Here is a 15,861-nt window from a genome sequence, read left to right on the forward strand (position 1 = left end):
ATGACGCAGATAATCGCCATCTCAAATCAAGCAGGTGGGGTCGGAAAGACCACTACCACCATCAACCTCGGTGGTGCGCTCGCGAACCAAGGCCACGATGTCCTCCTCATCGATGCCGACCCGCAGGGAACCCTCACCGAAGGCACGGGCTTCCGTGACCTCTACGATCAGAAGATCCCGTCTCTCCACCAAGTGATGGTCGAACCAACACGCACCGAGGAGATCAATGAAATTATCGAGCATCACGACGAATTCGACGTCATTCCGTCCAATAAAGCAATGGACGGGCTCAAAGATATGCTCGTCACTCAGGTCGCAAACAGCGAAATGCGACTCAAAATTGCCGTCGACGAGCTTGACCACGACTATGACTTCATCCTCATTGACTGCCCGCCTGATCTCAGTCAAATCCTTGATAATGCCCTCCTCACTGCCGAACAAGTCCTCATCCCCGTTGAACCAACCCGACGTTCCATCCGTGCGATCGAGAAGATGAACGAAGAGATCGCCTATCTCTCAAACAGTTTCCCGGGCCAGATCGATACCATCGACATCCTTGGGATTGTCATCAACGCTGTCGAGAGCGTCCAGAACAACGATACCAAGCAGATGATCGAGTTCTTCAATGACGCTCCATACGACGTCTTCCAGGTCCCTGAGCGCGTCGCTATCCGGCGTGCTTGGAACAACGGCGTCTCTATCTTCCTTCACGAGGACGACGCGAAGACCGAGGACGCACGCGAAGCCTACACCGAGATCGCGAAAATGCTCGAACGTCACACTACGGAGGTGGAAGCATGAGCAGCAATGACGGCGACGACGAACTCGAGGAGCGGAAAAGCGACGTTTGGAGTATGGACGAAGTTCGAGGCGGCGGTACAAAGACGAAAGACACAGAAGATACCTCAGATACAGCCGACGAAGAATCGGCATCCATTACGTCCAATACTGCGGAAGACGCAGACGCCCCAGATACGTCAGATACTTCAGATATAGAAGATACCTCTGACGACGAATCCTCGTCCGCCACGTCCGATGTCGAAGATGCTGAAGATACGGCAGATACCTCAGATATACCAGACACGGCAGATGAGATCGACGACACTGCTATGCAAGCCGAGGGGGAGACTGTCCGGCAGATGGCCCTTGACGCAGACGCGAAGGGTCTTGTTGTTCGCGACCTTCACAATGTGAACGTCTATCTCTACGAAAGCGTCTATCAGGAGATGCGTGTGAAGTACAAGGAGCTCGATACCGAGTATTTCGCCGCACATGGCGAGGATCTCTCGAAGAACAAGGACTTCTTCAACGCCGTCTTTCGGGCCGGACTCCAGAGCCCTCAGCTGAAAGAAGAACTAGAACTCGACTAACTGTCGCCGGCACTGCTTTTTGGCAAAGCAACAAAAGGGATTCAGCCGGTATCCCTCAGACCAGCGAGTCCGTATATCGGCCAAATAAATAGACTATCAGACAGATATTTACGGATTTAACGAGTTAGTACCTCATATCCGATTATGGCCAATCCCAACCGTCTGCTGCTGTTTATGATAGCAGTAGAGGTATTTGGCATTCTTTCGATTCTTGGTGGTATTATGGATCTTCTCCCAGATAAAGGCCTGATCAGCGCGTCTGTTTTGATCAATATAGGCGCGATCCTCATAGCACTCGGTGGCCTTGGTGTCGCCAAGATCTACGATGGAGAGACGTTGCTTGGAGATGGTGGCTACCCAGAACCAACGGGTGGCACTACATCTGGTACTCCAACACATACTCCTGCAGAAGTGGACGCCGAAGAAGGTGACGAGCAAGAAATTGAGGAGGAGAACCTCAGACCATATGAGGAAAAGCAGTCCATCTCCTCAGGGTCCGGCGCAACTCCGCGATTTGTGGTTAAAGCCGCCGTGAAGGAGCAACTGGCTGGTCACAACGTGTCCGCTGACTTCTACGAGGCCCTCGATGAGGAAGTAGCCGAACTGATAGAGCAAGCTGCGCGACGTGCAGAAGAAGATAACAGGAAGACAGTCCAACCGAGGGACCTTTAGAAATCCATCACCACGAGTGCGGCAGCCTCTTCCAATAAGAGATTGCAGGGTGGATCAAGCTCGACATCGACAGTTGTATCGGTCTTAGCGGTTCTAAAAGCGAGAAGAGAAAAGCTGGGAGAATGTGTGAGTACTTATTCCGATCTCTATTCGTCATCGACCAACACCGCCCCTGCGAAGAGGCCCTCAAGATCCTCTCGCATCTCCTCACGGCGATGCCGGCGCTTCTCCGCTTCTGAGAGGTAGTTATCCAAGACGACTTCCGCCGACTTCGACCCCTGCTCCTCAGCGACATCCGCAAACCGCTCGGCCACCCGGCGTACCGCCTCTCCGTACGCCGTGTACCAGTATCGTCGCCCCATCTTCGGCGTCGGAACCTCCCCATCGACAGTCACTCCAGCGCGTTCTGCGAGGTTCTTGAATCGACGTCGAACCGTCGACGTCGATAGGTGCCCGCTCTCCGCAGATGAAGACGGGAACACAGAGCCCATCCAGTCGTCGCCCGCCTCCTCAACGACGGTGTCGATCCGTGCGGTTGCATCTTCAACACCCGTGAGGAGTGCGACCGTCCCGGGTCCGTTTTTCCGCTCACTCCCGAATTCGATGTACGGTCCGGCCTCAGTGTCGTCTTCTGGTGGATCGAGAACCAGCTGGTCAACGCGTAGCGACGCAACCTCGCTCGGTCGAAGCCCCCACCCGCAGACCCCAATCACGATGAGGCGGTCGACCGGATCGGTGGCTGTCTGATAGAGTGTTCGTATCTGATCAGCCTCAAGAGCCTGATTGTCCCACTCAGGCGTCGAATCCCACCCAAAGCGACGTTCCAGCTGGTCGGTCGGGTTGTGACGTGCGCCTTTGAACGTCACCTGATGGGTGTAGAACTGCCGAACTTCTTGAACATACTTCCGTCGCGACGCGTGCGTTGTCAGCGTATCCTCGCGGCGACGCAGGACGTCGAACGTATCCGCGACACGATCCATCTCGTCGGCCCGCGCAGCGTCGTCGTGAAGTGGTTCGAGCAGATCATCGGTGCCATTGACGTCCTTGTACGTCCGGACGTACAGGCGGAGCGCAGAGCGGCGTGTGGCGACCGTCGACTCCGCCCGTCCCTGCCGATCGCGCAGCTCGACGAGATAGTCCTCGAGGGCTGCACACGTCTCGTCGTCGTCGACGAAATCAAACGGCCCCTCCTCCGGCTTGGACTCAACCGGAACGTCGATCTTCTCGTAGAAGTCACCCGGTGAGAGGTCGAATCGCCGCGAGAGATGTTTGATGAACCCCGGAAAGTGCGATTCGAGCCACGAATAGGTAGGGGCTTCGTGCTCAGGAGCAAGTGCCTCAGCGCGCATCTGCGGCGTGATCTCGTCGTGGTAGAAGGCCTCGGCGTCCTCGAGATCCATCGTGCTGTAGCGTGGGGTGTCGGTCGCCTCGGTCATTGGTGTGGGTCAGGGACTTGAGCCGCTCATACACCATCTTCGCGAAATCGCTTCACAGTCACGTCGACGTCGTCGAAATCGTCGTCAGCACCCGTGTAGGCTGTCGCCTCTTTCATCGCTGCTGTGGCTAGCGTAAAGGCGTCTCCGAGTGCGACGTTGTAGTCGCGTTTGTAATCGGCGGCCGATTCCCAGACGTCTTCGGCGGTAACGACATCACACCAGTTTCGAATCCGAGTTACGTATGCCTGCGCCGTCTGCGGGTCGTCTCGTCCGCATACGTATCGCACTTCGGTGCACGTCACCGTATTCACTGACCCCTTCAGCTGGCCGTCTTCTACGCGGTCGATAATCGCTTCGACGGCATCACTCCCAGGCTCGTCCCAGTAATAGGCAATCAGCGGTTCTGCGTCGAATACGACGTGATCCATTAGTTGTCTCTCTCGAGGCGTTGACTTCGCTCCTCGTCGGCCTTCCGCTCCTCACGAAGGATGGCCGTCCCGCGCTCTGCCGTGGTTGCGGCTCCACGGAAGTCTTGGAGGCTGGGGAGTGGTTCAACGACGATCTCTCCCTGCTCGTTTTCGCGGATGCGGACCCTGCTGCCCGGTTCGATTCCGTGCTTCTCTCGAAGTTCTTTGGGAATCGTCGCCTGGCCTTTCTGACTCAGGTTCACGATTCGGCCTTCGTTGGTTGTACTCATTATAGTATTACTATTCGATGTACTACCTTGAACCTTTTCCCAGTCGTGTTTTGAATCTCGCTCATCCCCGCTCGGCGTTAACCGCCAGTAGGAGCGGACGTGCTCCGTGCGGTAGCGATTCTAAGTCAGGTGGTTTCGGTGGATAGAGCGTTTCGTTCGATTTACTTATAGGTTGTCCTGTGCTGTTTTCTGCGTGAGAAAACGACAACCGGACAGTAACCACCAGAATAATGTTCTGTGGGAATAAACCATATACCGCTATATCTAAATTCAGCCCTGTGGTTCCCACAGTTTCGGAGGATAGGCTAGATTTGGCTCAAATCTTCGTCGACTCGTGATTCTTCTCACGGTTATGGGTCGATATCGAACCTTCACGGGCGCAACTAACGGATAGACGTGAGAAATTGCATGGGTTCACGCGCTGCTGAATAGTGTCGCCACTCCTAAGCAGCAGACTCAACGAGGACTCAGCCGGTTAGTCGGGTGGGATCAACACCGAAACGACGATCTCAACACACTCACCTGCCGTCAGTACGGGCGCGTAATTCATTTCTCCGTCGACGCCCGCTTTCAGGAGAAAGTCCGTCAGCCGCCAGATGTTATACAGCAACACCGCGAACACGAAATAGAACAGCCGTACACGATAGTCCTTCGAGGACGTCTTCGCAAGGAAATCACCCTTGATGCTCTTGTACTCGTTCTCGATTTGCCAGCGACGACTGTACCGGCGACAGAACGTTTCGGCTTCATCCGGTCCTACTCGTAGGTTCGTTGCGAAGACAGTAGTTCCCTTACCACTCGTCGACGGGACGTACAGGAACTGGATCGGGTGTGACCCTGCCTCCACATGGACGGACGCCGATTCAACAGCGACTTCCTGATCGTCCTCGTCCATCTGCTCTATCACCTCGCGTTCGGCGCTGGTGATCCGCTTGGGAATGAGATAGTTGACATCAAGGTTCGAGAGAGTCTGGAAGACGCGCATGGAATCGAACTCCCGGTCACACAGGACCGTCTCGATGGGAACGTGCTCTTTCGCCCGCTTGACAAGCCGACGGACGACCCGGTGAATTTGGTTCGGCGGGTTCTCGTCCCACGCTGAACTCTCTCGCACCGGCTCGACAGCCAGGACGAGTGGGATATTCCATCCGACAATCGAGAGTGTGGCGAACTTGAACGCGCGACTCCCATCATCTTTCGTCCCGCTCACCATCGGCATCTCCTCGACACCGCCGTAGTACGGAATGGTGGTGATGTCGATCGCAGCGGTCACTGGCCGGCGGAACGAGGCTTCCGAGGCGATGACCGAGAGCAAGCAATCAGTCGTCTCATTGAATCCGGTCACGAGTTCCTCGGGAGCGAACTGTTTGACTGCACGGAGGTGGGTATCGCCATGCGGGCCGTAGTCTGCGCCTCGTCGATACTGGAAGCGGGCAGCGCCTTGGGCGGTTCCACATCCAACCATCCCCATGAAGGTCTGTAACTCGAAAAACCGCGTGTCCTCGTAAGATGCGTTCGCGGCCCGGCCAGACTCGAAGTAGCCAAAAGCGTGATCACGGGCGAGTCGCGTCGTCTGAAGAATCTCGTCCTGGGAGAACGACTCTTCTTCTACTGAGTCCTCCTCTACTGAAGGCTCGTCGACGATTTCTGCCTTGGGGCGCACTTCGGGTGCAGGGATGTCGAAATCGTGGACCTCTTTGACGACGAAGTGAGCCGCAGTCTGCACGTATTCCTGGACAGCATCGTCGAATCGATTGCGCCACGCCCGCGAGAAGGCCGAATCATCAGGCACACGGCTGAACCCAAGAAGATTGACTACTTCCGGTTGCTGCTTCAGTCGTCGGGTGAAGGCTGCGTACGAGTCGCCCGTGATCTCCATGAAGATGAACGAGAGCACCATCGCGCGTAAGGAGAGTGGGGCAGGATGCCACGCTGGATACCCGTCTTCGATAGCATCAATCGACTGATCGAGGTTCTCGAACGCCGTAACGAGGTCGGTGCCTTCGAGTTCATTGCGGATGGCAATCCCAAGTTGGTACGCTTCACACAGGTAGCGCATACGAGGACTCGAGTTAGTACGGGGGGTCTCAGAACCACTCATACAAGACTGCGATAGCGATGACAAAATCAGCGTATCGAGATCTTGATGATGGTCAACAGCTGGTCTGGAGCTAAGCGTTTCAGGTAACTGTATTGCCCCTCAGCAGAAAATTATGGAAACTACTTACGATCAAAAAGAGTGGGAGTTCAGTACTGCCCCGCAACAACGCCCCTTCGGGAGATGAGATCGACTGCTCAATGCGTGTGATGACAGTCGCTGATCTGTGAGAACAAGATGTGAGCGTTAACCACCCTGACTGTATCGAAATCCCAGAGGCGATAGACGAGCGCGTGGATATGGGTAGCTCGTCCCACCAGAAGACGGCCTACAGACTCCATTCCCTGTCGTTGGAGTAGCACGTCGTCGTGATGATTCCCTGGAACTCATCGCGGACCACACCACGTCGAAAAATGAGACTAAGCGTAGGCTATTCGACTGGGATCGCGATCAAAGATATACCGCCATCGATAGCCGCCTCGAAGGCGCCACCGCCACTCGTTTGCGTTGTCCTGAAACACTTCGAATGTCGCGTTCTGAGCCATTGGTACTGATATTCTCCGTTCTAGACTAATAGAGCCTCACATACCACAGTCTGCTCTCTGTGAAGTTCCTTCTGCTCCTGAAGAGATATACAGCTAATGGACTCTATGACGTCTCGGGGGGTCAGTTGATGCAAAACCATTAGCGATGTCCCATCATAGCCCTCGGTACTGGACTATGTACGAGGACATTCTCTTCCCGTACGATGGGAGCGACGGTGCATCAGCCATCCTTGAGCACGCCGCTGACATCGCAGACTGGGTAGACGCCACGGTTCACGTCCTCTTTGTCGCAGACACGACGCGCGACTCCGTGACTGTCGTTGAGGGACGAACCGTCGACGCACTCGCACAGCAAGGCGAAACCACGGTCGAGGAAGCGGCGGATGCACTAACAGCCCGAGGTGTCGACTACGACACGGACGTCATCCAGGGGAACCCAGCACCGACGATTGCCGAGTATGCAGAGCGATACGACTATGACCTGGTCGTGATGCCAACGCACGGTCGCGAGGGTCTCTCTCGCTACATCATCGGCAGTGTCACCGAGAAAGTCATCCGTCTGTCTTCGGTCCCGGTCCTGACGGCACGGATGCAACCCGACGAACGACTGGCGTTTCCGTATGAGAATATCCTCATTCCAACGGACGGAAGCACTGGGGCGGTACATGCCGCTGAACACGGTCTGTCGCTCGCGGCGGCGGTTGATGCGACCGTTCACGCACTGTCGGTCGTGGACGACGCCTCACTCGGCTTGGACGTCCGCTCAGCAGCCTCTGAATCGGACGGTGAACAGGCCGCGACCGACGCTGTCGATGACCTGGGATCGGAAGCAGACTCGTATGGTGTCCGGAACACCGTCACGCACATCGAACACGGTGATCCTGCGGAGGAAATCCTCGAATGCATCGACTCGAATGACATTGACGCCGTCGTGATGGGGACCACGGGGCGACGTGGGACGGATCGAATCCTCCTCGGCAGCGTCGCGGAGAAGACAGCGCGGTCTGCACCGGTACCTGTCATTACGGTCGCTAGGGAGTCGTAAACCACGGCCTTCAGTTGTATAGCCGTCACCGGGCGTCGCCTCAGCGATCGTGATTTTTTGCGTCGCCAAAGCCACAGCTGAGCAATTGTACAGTATGCCCTGTTCGTTGGGGGTCACTCGATGGAAGGCTCCAGCTCGTTCTCACCCCGTCGGCTACCGATGAACCATATTCTCCCTCCTGGTGTAGCCGTCAGTCGCTCACGTCTCCCAGTCGTGACGATTCGCGTAAATACCCGTCTTAGATGATGGTGATAACTCCGCCAAAGAAGCCTATCGTGACGACAAGTCGGCCAAGACTACCGATGAACGTCGCGATTGCGAACTTCACATAATCTTCTTCGAGGATCGAAAACGCGTAGATCGACAGCGTATCCGGGAAGAAGGGTACACACAGCGCGAGCGCTAAGCCACCGTATCCGTACTGCCGAGCGAGCGTCATCGTCCGCCGTTCCGACCACTCGAGAATGTCGAACCGAGAGCGACGTAACCACCGAACGACGGGCCCCGCGTGTTTCACCTCCTGACCGAGGTGAAACGCAACGAGACTACCAACGGCCTTTCCCGTCGCGCTTACGCCCATGATGACACCCAACCGAGTCCAGAGGGGTAGCCCGAGATCGAGTGGTGCCGCAAGCACAACCTCGCTTGGGCCGGGAAGCGCGAATGCAATCAAAAACGAATAGACGAAAATAATCCCCAATCCCGGCCAGCCCGTCGCGCTATCAATGGCGGCGTGGCCGTACTCCAGCAGTACGGTTGTAACCTCACTCAATGAGATGTAGAGTGGGCGCGGATTCGCGGAAAATCGGTTCACAACGGTGAGTGACGGATACATCTGGTTACTCACCGGTCGAACGCTCGACGGACAGTTTTTCTCGGGATTCGGTTCCGCCACGCGATTGGGTGTCCACCTCTCCCGTTTGAATCCGAACTTGCGTTATGCGGGTCTGGTCAACTGATTCGACCCGTAGTCGAACCTCATCACAGTCGAACGTTTCTCCCTGCTCGACTAACCTGCCCGCCCGATTAAACAGGAGTCCCGCGATCGTCTCGAACTCTTCCCCATCCGGCAGTTCTAGTTCGAGCGTCTCGTTGACCTCGCCAATGTCGACGTCTCCACGCACGAGCGCCGTCGTGTCGTCGAGTTCCGTAATCGGGGCTTGTTCCCGGCCTTCGAGGATTTCACCGACAATCTCCTCCGTGAGGTCTTCGACCGTCACGAGTCCCTCCGTCGTCCCGAACTCGTCGATGACCACCGCCATCTGCGTTCGCGACGTCTGCATCTCTTCGAGCAGTTCGTCGACGGACTTACTCTCAGGCATATGCTGGGGCGGGTCCAGTAGTTCGAGGTCGCCAACGAGCGTCTCTCCGGGAGTGCCACGCTGCTGTGCCCGGGTCAGTTCGTGTATGTCTGCAGTTCCGACGATGTTGTCGAGCGTTTCTGCGTAGACAGGGAGTCGCCTGTGCCCGCTTTCGAGACACTTGGTGATCGCATCGTGGAGCGTCTCCGTCTTCTCGATTCCAGTGATGCCCAACCGTGGAGTCATGACCTCCTTGGCAATCGTGTTTCGGAAGCGGAAGATACGCTGAAACATCTCTCGTTCATCTTCGTCGATGACGCCCTCGCGCTCGCCCGTCCGAATCATCTCCTGGATCTCATCGCGAGTCACGTACGAGTCCTCGATTGCCGCTCGTCCGCCCGTCACGCGATTGACGAGCCGTGTGAGGTAATCGAACACGATGACGAGTGGGAACAAGATGTACTCGGCGAGTTTGAGCGGGCGTGCGATCCGGAGCGCCCACGATTCGGTGTTCTCGACAGCGTAGGATTTCGGGGCGCTTTCGCCAAAAAGCAGGACGATTGCCGTAATCCCGAACGTTGAGATGAGCACCGCAGGCCCCGGGTCGAAGTAGAAGCCGACGATGGCGGTCGATATCGAGGACATCGCGATGTTGACCAGATTGTTGCCCACGAGAATTGTCACAAGTAGTCGGTGGGGGTTCGACTTCAGATCGGCAACCGTGATGGCACCAGGGCTGCCTTTTTCGACCAGTGCATCAATGCGGTGCTTGGCAAGCGAGAACAACGCAATTTCCGAGGACGAAAAGAACGCAGAGAGGACGAGGAGCACGAAGAGAACCACACTTCCAATGAGCGTGATCGACATCTCGGAGTAGAGATTTCTGGAAGTGGCCTGGAGAGCATAGAATCCAATATCGAAGTGGGCTGTGTCGAGTGACGCTACCATATACCTACGTTGCTCATTGTTTAACAAGCTGGTATAGCCCTTCTGATGGATCAAACGTGAGAGGGTGCCATTAGTTTCAATCACCGAATTTCGCTGAGATTCCTGTGCTTATATACCACCTGATCCAGTAGCGTGGGGTAATGACCCCGCTTGAGCTGACGCTCCGCCTAGTTGCTGGCGTTCTCCTCATACTGACCAACGGCTTTTTCGTAGCGATCGAGTTCGCGTTGACACGAGCGCGTCAATTTAGTGAAGCGGAATTCGTCGACGGAAATCCGACTCTCGAACGGGCCTGGGAGATGACGAATAATCTGGAGATCTATCTGACCACGTGCCAGGTTGGTATTACGGCCTCCAGTATCGCAGTCGGGATCGTAGCCGAGCCGGCTCTCGCCGCGCTCTTCGAACCGTACTTTGCCAATACCGCACTGGCGTCCATCGGTGCAGGTGCGATCATCGCCTTTGCGATCATCAATCTCCTGCATCTCACCCACGGCGAGCAGACACCGACGTATCTCGGCGTTGAACGCTCCCGGATGGTGTGTCGGTACGGGGCCACACCTCTGTACTGGTTCAATTGGCTTATCTCTCCGCTCATTACATTCGGCGACTGGATCGCCAAGGCCACGCTCAAGCTGTTCGGCGTCGAGATGACCGGTGCGTGGCTCGAAACCGAAGAAGAGGTCCTCGAATCACGAGCCCAGCTCCGCAATCGCCTGCACTCGCTTCTCGAAGAGGGCGAACTTCCGGAGGAGCGCCGCGACGAAGTCCTTGGCGCACTCGACATCGACGAACTCTCGATCAGCGAGATTATGGTTCCAGCAGACGACATTATCTCCCTCTCAACCACCCGCTCAGTCGACGAGAACTTTGATTGCATCCGAAACACGCCACACACCCGATTTCCACTAGTTGGTGAGGAGCTGACCGACTTCCACGGAATCGTGTACGCACCGTCGATCATCGACCACTATGAGGATCTCGTAGACAGCGACATCTCCTTCAAAGAGATCGCGGCCCCTCCAATGACACTCGCGGCGGAAACGAACGTCAGCGATGCATTCGATCAGTTCCAGGCCGAGGACCAGGAACTCGCGCTCGTCCTCGAAGATGGTGACGTCGTGGGACTCCTCACCGCAACCGACGCTCTGGAAACGGTAATGGGCGAACTCGAAGACCCGCTCGACCAGCAGGTGTCGACCTGAACTGATATAACGGAGATGTGAAGGTCGTTAGAACCTCCTTGCCGTACCTACTCGATCTCGAGACTCCCAGAGTTGCCCTCGCCGCCCTTACTGTTCTCGTCCCATTCAAGTTCGAACTCGATGCTCAATTCTCCAGGGCCATCAGTCGGTCCTTCGCGTTCGGCTTTCACTTCGAATGTCGGCCGTGCTGGAGGATCCATCGTGACGGACTCTGCCCCCGATTTCAGGGTGATCGGACCTCCCTGTTCGAGCTTTTCGGCGACGCTCCGGAGGTACGACGCGATTTCGTCCCGGCTCTGGGCGCTTTCGGATTTGAACAGCACTTCTTCGGGCATACACCACGCTCTACATTTCCTGCTCGGATAAGTGGCCCTCTCATCTAGCAAAGGGAATCCGCCGCCCTAAGCCAGATGTGACACGTCTTCTAGCTCCTCGAAGTCGTCAAACTCGCCACACTCGACCGGCTCCCAGTCCTCTCTGGGTGCTGGACTCCACCAGTCGACCTCGTAGGCACCCGGTGCGCCGAGGAACTTCACTGACGTAGCAATAGATGATCTAATCGTTATGTAGTAACCGGGTTTATAAGACTGACTTCGTAACCAACCCGTATGAGACATTTCGGGCTCAAGATCCGGATGGCATTCGTCGGTGCTATCCTCGCAGCGTTCTATCTCGTCGCTGTTGCTGTCGCGATGGTGGTGTTCGGCCAGGGAATCCTCCCGATCGCCATCGTCGGCAGTCTCCTCCTCATCGGCATCCAGTACAAAATCGGGAAGTGGGCTGCCTTACGAAGCGTCGGTGCCGAGGACCTCTCCGAGACCCAGTACTCGCAGATTCACCAGTTCGTCGAGCAGGTCTGCCGCGACAAGAATATGAAGAAACCGTCGCTGAAGATCGCCAGCATGGGCGTACCGAACGCGTTTGCGGTTGGCCGTCGCGGCAACGGTACCGTCGTCATCTCTCGGGAACTCATCCAGCTGCTCGACCGCGACGAACTAGAGGGCGTCATCGCCCACGAAATCGCCCACATCGACAACCGCGACGTCATCACGATGCAACTCGGACAGGGCATCGCCTCGATCGTGGCGATCGTCGCGCAGTTCGCTGTCCTGTTCACGGGCGACAACGACCTCGCAGACTTCTTCCTCGCCATCGTCGTCGGCAACAAATCTGTGATGGTGGCATTAACCAATCCACAACTGGCAACGGAGGGGATTGCTGAGAGTGATAACTACCGGCTTGCCACAGAAACAGATATGCGTGCACGCGAGCAGGAATGTCTCCGAAGTTCATACTTTAGACAGGAGTCGAAGGCGAACGCCTCAAAACTCCGCAACCGACTCGCAGAAGCCATCATTGAGGGGAACCTTCCGAATCCACATGCGTCCACCAGTACGAGTACCGTTGCTGACGAACTGAAGACTAGTGGCGAAGAATACGCATATCTGACGAACTTCTACAAGTTCGCGACAACTGGATTTGATGGCGATTCCTCGCCAAATCTCTCCGGACATGTCGACTGGTTCGACGCAGAACTCTCAGCACTGAATTCCGACTATCTTGTTGGGCTTGGTGCTCCACTGTGGGACAACTACCTCAGGTCCAGAGTTGAGCCCCATGCTGCGAGCGCAAATCTCGATAAATCGACCATCGAAGCTTCGAGTGTCAGTGACGAGATAATCATCGGCAATCGATTTACCCTACCAGCGCACGATGTGACCGTCATTCCGGGTCGTCATCCGCAGGCAATGGAGACCGGAGAACTCGTCTAGCGCTGGGTGCGTGTAATAATTCGGTTTGTCACCGTAGGGTAGTAGAAGACTCGCAATGTCGGTTGACACCAGCTGGGAAATTAGGTGTTTAGTATGTTTGTTCTATGGGAAGAATACTTGCGTGAACTCCCTCGTGGAAAGCGCTCAAGATACCTGAGCTAGTTCCTGTGCAGGAGGGTGTCGAACAGCGATGTCGTTCCGGTGCTTGGAGATACACTCAACTCCGCTGGTGCCACTGACCTAAGCCACTCGGAGAGAGGAGATCTCGGATTTGTTGTAGTGACACGTGATGTGTCACAGCAGCCATGTAGCCCATCGCTTCATCGCGCTGGCGGAGGCGATGCCAGCTCGCGGCCAGATCCATGTCGGCCAGTCGCTCCACCGACCCCGCTGCCGTTCGCGCGACCGCCCACCGATACCCGTCGGTGATGATGCCAATCTCACCATCCTGCGGATTCCAGAGGTGGGCCGATTCCCCGAGTGCATCTCTTACTTGCTGCCAGCGAGCGGGCGAGAGGCAGGTGACGGTCACAGTGCATGTCTCGTTGGTGTACGTGACCGTCCACTCCCGGACGTCTCGGTCGCGCTGCCACTCCTCCCATCCGACAGCGGTGAGAACGGGATGAACGAGGTGAAGCCAGATCTGCCACGGTGTTGTCGGGCGTGTGGGTGCGGTCGCGAGCGCGACCAGGAGTCGCGCTCGCGTGGCCTGTCCACGCGTGGCCGAGGATCGTACGACGGCGATAAACCGCCGGTGTTTACGCTGGCCGATCGTGGTTCTGGCGACCGGTACGTCGTGCCAGCGAAATCCGCCGACGAATCGACGATTCGACTCCTGCTTGCTGACCACGACGAGGAGTCGCTGACCGTCTATACGGACGGATTTCGGGCCTACGATCCGCTCGAAGAAGACGACGCTTTCACCCGCAAATACGTCGTCCACGGCGATGGAGAATACGCTGACGGCGACATCCACGTCAATACCTGCGAGAGCCACGCGTCGCTGACGCGACGGTGGCTCTCGCCCCACCGAGGAGTGTCAAAAGACAAACTAACACCGTATCTCAGAGCCTTTCAGCTCCGGCAAGAACTCTACAGAAAACCAGGTGACGAAGCACTCAAACATGCTCTCGACGCTGCCCTCTGAAAATCAACAACGTGCTTCACAAGAGCGTTCCTTTTTTTTTTTCTCCCAATTCAAAGAGTACGTCACCGCCTTCCACGCCGAACATATCATGCTTATATTAAGTGAAGAGTTCGAAGATGACCTGCTCGTGGTGCTGGATGAAGCGCTGTACTTCTAGGCGTCGGCCGTCACGGACCTAACCACCCGTGACCCCGCCTTCGTGACGTTACCGGCTATTCGCTAGAACTGAACCCGGTCGGAGAGTGCTGGAGACAGCTTCAAGCGTCTCTTAGCAACCGCCTCTTTAAGTCACTCGACGAGCTGACAACAGCGATTGATACAGCTCTCGACCAACTCTCTATTCCAAAAGTGAGTAGCTATTTCTAATGACTACTATAGTGATTGGGTGAGACGCTCCAGTCGTTCGGTTAGTGTTCACACTGGTGAATTACCTGTTGCGGAATCTGTGGCTGATTGCCCGCTGGGGCGGGCGAGCACTATCCGTCTGCTTTGAGGTATTCTGGAGGTGGATCGACCACGCCCTCGATGAGATGCTTCGTCGGAAGTGGGAAGTTCTGACCGATGGTGTTGGGGTTCCTACGATATATAGCCTACTGAACGGGGGGTCAGTCACTCCACATCCAGTTGTAGCTCTCTGGAGAGCGACCGCTTTGACTCTCACATGTGACGACTGTGCTCTCACTACTGTGAGACAACCATCTCCGCATCCGTCGTCCAAGTTTCTGGGAGGACCCAACCTCTCTTCCCCGGAAAATCGAGTTAGCCGTCAGGAACGATGTGAACTAACGATAATAGAGTTCGACTTCAATAACATTTGCGGCCTCTAACAAAGAGTCAATAATGTCCTTCTGGTGTGACTTCTTAGCAGGGACATACATTGATATTGCGCCCGCGACTTCTCCACTCTCTGAGTCAGTGATTGCTGTTCCTATTCCTTGTAATCCGATACCAATCTCCTCGCGATCAATTGCGTATTCTTGGTTTCTTATGTTTCTCAGTTCGCTTTGTAACTCATTTTCATCAGTAATAGTCTGGTCAGTAACCGCTGCAAGCCCCCGAGATTCAATTATGTCCTCTACTTTTTCTTCTGGGGAATGGGCGAGAATTGCTTTTCCAGGTGCAGCTGAATGAAGAAGAAAATGTGTTCCTTCGTGGATTAGTGCGTTCTGCATATTCTCTCCGCTTACTGTATAAAGGACAACACCGTATCCGCGTTCTTCGATAGTCAGTACTACTGGTGCACCTTTTGAGGTAGCGAGATCTCTAAGTACCGGTCTAGCCGTTCGAAACAACTCATTTCGTTTCCGTCGGTTTCCTCCCAGGTTCAAAAATTTGTGACTCAGACAATATTCACCATTCAAATTGATGACATAACCTTCCTCTGTGAGGGTCCGTAAATAATCGTGGACAGTGCTTCGGTTCATCTCTAGCTCATCAGCAAGCTTCGTAGCTGTTAGATTGCTGAACTCCGAGAGTAGTTGGATTATATCGAATGCGGTTCGGACCGACTTTATCGATTTTGAGGAGGTCATGTGGAATTCTATCAGTGGTGAATATTTAAGTGTTGATGATGTCGACAAGGCAGTGTTTAGATACTTGAGTTCAAACGCTGGATGATTATCAAA

Annotated in this window: 13 protein-coding genes and 4 pseudogenes; 8 read left to right on the forward strand and 9 right to left on the reverse strand. The window is 55.5% G+C overall.

Going from position 1 to position 15,861, the window contains the following annotated elements; genetic code table 11:
* The 3 genes from NL112_RS21175 to NL112_RS21185 all read left to right on the forward strand — a co-directional run bounded on the left by NL112_RS21175 (position 1) and on the right by NL112_RS21185 (position 2,042).
* On the forward strand, positions 1–801 hold the full coding sequence (locus tag NL112_RS21175; RefSeq protein WP_123538933.1) for a ParA family protein: 801 nt from the start codon (positions 1–3) through the stop codon (positions 799–801).
* Positions 798–1,370 carry a DUF8160 family protein gene (locus NL112_RS21180; protein WP_254841512.1) on the forward strand — a complete coding sequence of 191 codons (573 nt, stop codon included), beginning with the start codon at positions 798–800 and terminating at the stop codon, positions 1,368–1,370. Before NL112_RS21175 ends, NL112_RS21180 begins: the two co-directional genes overlap by 4 nt.
* Before the next feature lie 516 nt (positions 1,371–1,886).
* On the forward strand, positions 1,887–2,042 hold the full coding sequence (locus tag NL112_RS21185) for a DUF1931 domain-containing protein (protein ID WP_254841556.1): 156 nt from the start codon (positions 1,887–1,889) through the stop codon (positions 2,040–2,042).
* 146 nt (positions 2,043–2,188) lie between these two features.
* Here NL112_RS21185 and NL112_RS21190 read toward each other — a convergent pair whose 3' ends face one another.
* The 4 genes from NL112_RS21190 to NL112_RS21205 form a co-directional block, all read right to left on the reverse strand.
* On the reverse strand, positions 2,189–3,478 hold the full coding sequence (locus NL112_RS21190) for a tyrosine-type recombinase/integrase (RefSeq protein WP_254841513.1): 1,290 nt from the start codon (positions 3,476–3,478) through the stop codon (positions 2,189–2,191).
* Between the two features lie 26 nt (positions 3,479–3,504).
* A complete protein-coding gene (locus tag NL112_RS21195) occupies positions 3,505–3,906 on the reverse strand; it encodes a PIN domain-containing protein (protein ID WP_254841514.1) in 402 nt (133 codons plus the stop codon).
* On the reverse strand, positions 3,906–4,175 hold the full coding sequence (locus NL112_RS21200) for an AbrB/MazE/SpoVT family DNA-binding domain-containing protein (protein WP_254841515.1): 270 nt from the start codon (positions 4,173–4,175) through the stop codon (positions 3,906–3,908). The genes NL112_RS21195 and NL112_RS21200 overlap by 1 nt, the downstream gene beginning before the upstream one ends.
* Before the next feature lie 475 nt (positions 4,176–4,650).
* Positions 4,651–6,234: a transposase gene (locus tag NL112_RS21205; protein WP_254841516.1), complete on the reverse strand. Its 1,584-nt coding sequence runs from the start codon at positions 6,232–6,234 to the stop codon at positions 4,651–4,653.
* Positions 6,235–6,993: 759 nt separating this feature from the next.
* Here NL112_RS21205 and NL112_RS21210 point away from each other — a divergent pair.
* A complete protein-coding gene (locus NL112_RS21210) occupies positions 6,994–7,863 on the forward strand; it encodes a universal stress protein (protein ID WP_254841517.1) in 870 nt (289 codons plus the stop codon).
* 238 nt (positions 7,864–8,101) lie between these two features.
* Here NL112_RS21210 and NL112_RS21215 read toward each other — a convergent pair whose 3' ends face one another.
* Together NL112_RS21215 and NL112_RS21220 are read right to left on the reverse strand one after the other, a co-directional pair.
* A complete protein-coding gene (locus NL112_RS21215; RefSeq protein WP_254841518.1) occupies positions 8,102–8,710 on the reverse strand; it encodes a YqaA family protein in 609 nt (202 codons plus the stop codon).
* The gene (locus NL112_RS21220) at positions 8,703–10,031 is read right to left on the reverse strand and encodes a hemolysin family protein (protein ID WP_255152963.1); all 1,329 of its coding nucleotides are present in this window, start codon (positions 10,029–10,031) and stop codon (positions 8,703–8,705) included. Before NL112_RS21220 ends, NL112_RS21215 begins: the two co-directional genes overlap by 8 nt.
* Before the next feature lie 221 nt (positions 10,032–10,252).
* Here NL112_RS21220 and NL112_RS21225 point away from each other — a divergent pair, with 221 nt between their 5' ends.
* Positions 10,253–11,317 carry a CNNM domain-containing protein gene (locus NL112_RS21225; protein WP_049987555.1) on the forward strand — a complete coding sequence of 355 codons (1,065 nt, stop codon included), beginning with the start codon at positions 10,253–10,255 and terminating at the stop codon, positions 11,315–11,317.
* 47 nt (positions 11,318–11,364) lie between these two features.
* Here NL112_RS21225 and NL112_RS21230 read toward each other — a convergent pair whose 3' ends face one another.
* Together NL112_RS21230 and NL112_RS21235 are read right to left on the reverse strand one after the other, a co-directional pair.
* The gene (locus tag NL112_RS21230; RefSeq protein ID WP_049987556.1) at positions 11,365–11,652 is read right to left on the reverse strand and encodes an amphi-Trp domain-containing protein; all 288 of its coding nucleotides are present in this window, start codon (positions 11,650–11,652) and stop codon (positions 11,365–11,367) included.
* A 66-nt stretch (positions 11,653–11,718) separates the two neighbouring features.
* Positions 11,719–11,853: pseudogene (locus tag NL112_RS21235) on the reverse strand (DUF7567 family protein); the annotation flags it as partial.
* A gap of 99 nt (positions 11,854–11,952) precedes the next feature.
* Between NL112_RS21235 and NL112_RS23005 the strand changes: the two are divergent.
* The 3 pseudogenes from NL112_RS23005 to NL112_RS21250 all read left to right on the forward strand — a co-directional run.
* Positions 11,953–12,546, forward strand: a pseudogene (locus tag NL112_RS23005) (M48 family metalloprotease); the annotation flags it as partial.
* Between the two features lie 1,216 nt (positions 12,547–13,762).
* Positions 13,763–14,236: pseudogene (locus NL112_RS21245) on the forward strand (IS1595 family transposase); the annotation flags it as partial.
* 37 nt (positions 14,237–14,273) lie between these two features.
* Positions 14,274–14,602, forward strand: a pseudogene (locus tag NL112_RS21250) (transposase); the annotation flags it as partial.
* Between the two features lie 416 nt (positions 14,603–15,018).
* On the opposite strand, the gene NL112_RS21255 reads toward NL112_RS21250, so the two are convergent.
* Complete coding sequence (locus NL112_RS21255) at positions 15,019–15,768, reverse strand: IclR family transcriptional regulator (protein ID WP_246989506.1); 750 nt, start codon at positions 15,766–15,768, stop codon at positions 15,019–15,021.
* Positions 15,769–15,861: the final 93 nt, after the last annotated feature.

The organism is Halorarius halobius, assembly GCF_024298865.1.
GTDB classification, from domain to species: domain Archaea; phylum Halobacteriota; class Halobacteria; order Halobacteriales; family Haloarculaceae; genus Halorarius; species Halorarius halobius.

Excerpts from the sequence above, each read along its gene's own strand:
- NL112_RS21175 (WP_123538933.1), top strand. The coding sequence starts at position 1 with ATGACGCAGATAATCGCCATCTCAAATCAAGCAGGTGGGGTCGGAAAG.
- NL112_RS21180 (WP_254841512.1), top strand. The coding sequence starts at position 798 with ATGAGCAGCAATGACGGCGACGACGAACTCGAGGAGCGGAAAAGCGAC.
- NL112_RS21190 (WP_254841513.1), bottom strand. The coding sequence starts at position 3,478 with ATGACCGAGGCGACCGACACCCCACGCTACAGCACGATGGATCTCGAG.
- NL112_RS21195 (WP_254841514.1), bottom strand. The coding sequence starts at position 3,906 with ATGGATCACGTCGTATTCGACGCAGAACCGCTGATTGCCTATTACTGG.
- NL112_RS21200 (WP_254841515.1), bottom strand. The coding sequence starts at position 4,175 with ATGAGTACAACCAACGAAGGCCGAATCGTGAACCTGAGTCAGAAAGGC.
- NL112_RS21205 (WP_254841516.1), bottom strand. The coding sequence starts at position 6,234 with ATGCGCTACCTGTGTGAAGCGTACCAACTTGGGATTGCCATCCGCAAT.
- NL112_RS21210 (WP_254841517.1), top strand. The coding sequence starts at position 6,994 with ATGTACGAGGACATTCTCTTCCCGTACGATGGGAGCGACGGTGCATCA.
- NL112_RS21220 (WP_255152963.1), bottom strand. The coding sequence starts at position 10,031 with ATGTCGATCACGCTCATTGGAAGTGTGGTTCTCTTCGTGCTCCTCGTC.
- NL112_RS21225 (WP_049987555.1), top strand. The coding sequence starts at position 10,253 with ATGACCCCGCTTGAGCTGACGCTCCGCCTAGTTGCTGGCGTTCTCCTC.
- NL112_RS21230 (WP_049987556.1), bottom strand. The coding sequence starts at position 11,652 with ATGCCCGAAGAAGTGCTGTTCAAATCCGAAAGCGCCCAGAGCCGGGAC.
- NL112_RS21255 (WP_246989506.1), bottom strand. The coding sequence starts at position 15,768 with ATGACCTCCTCAAAATCGATAAAGTCGGTCCGAACCGCATTCGATATA.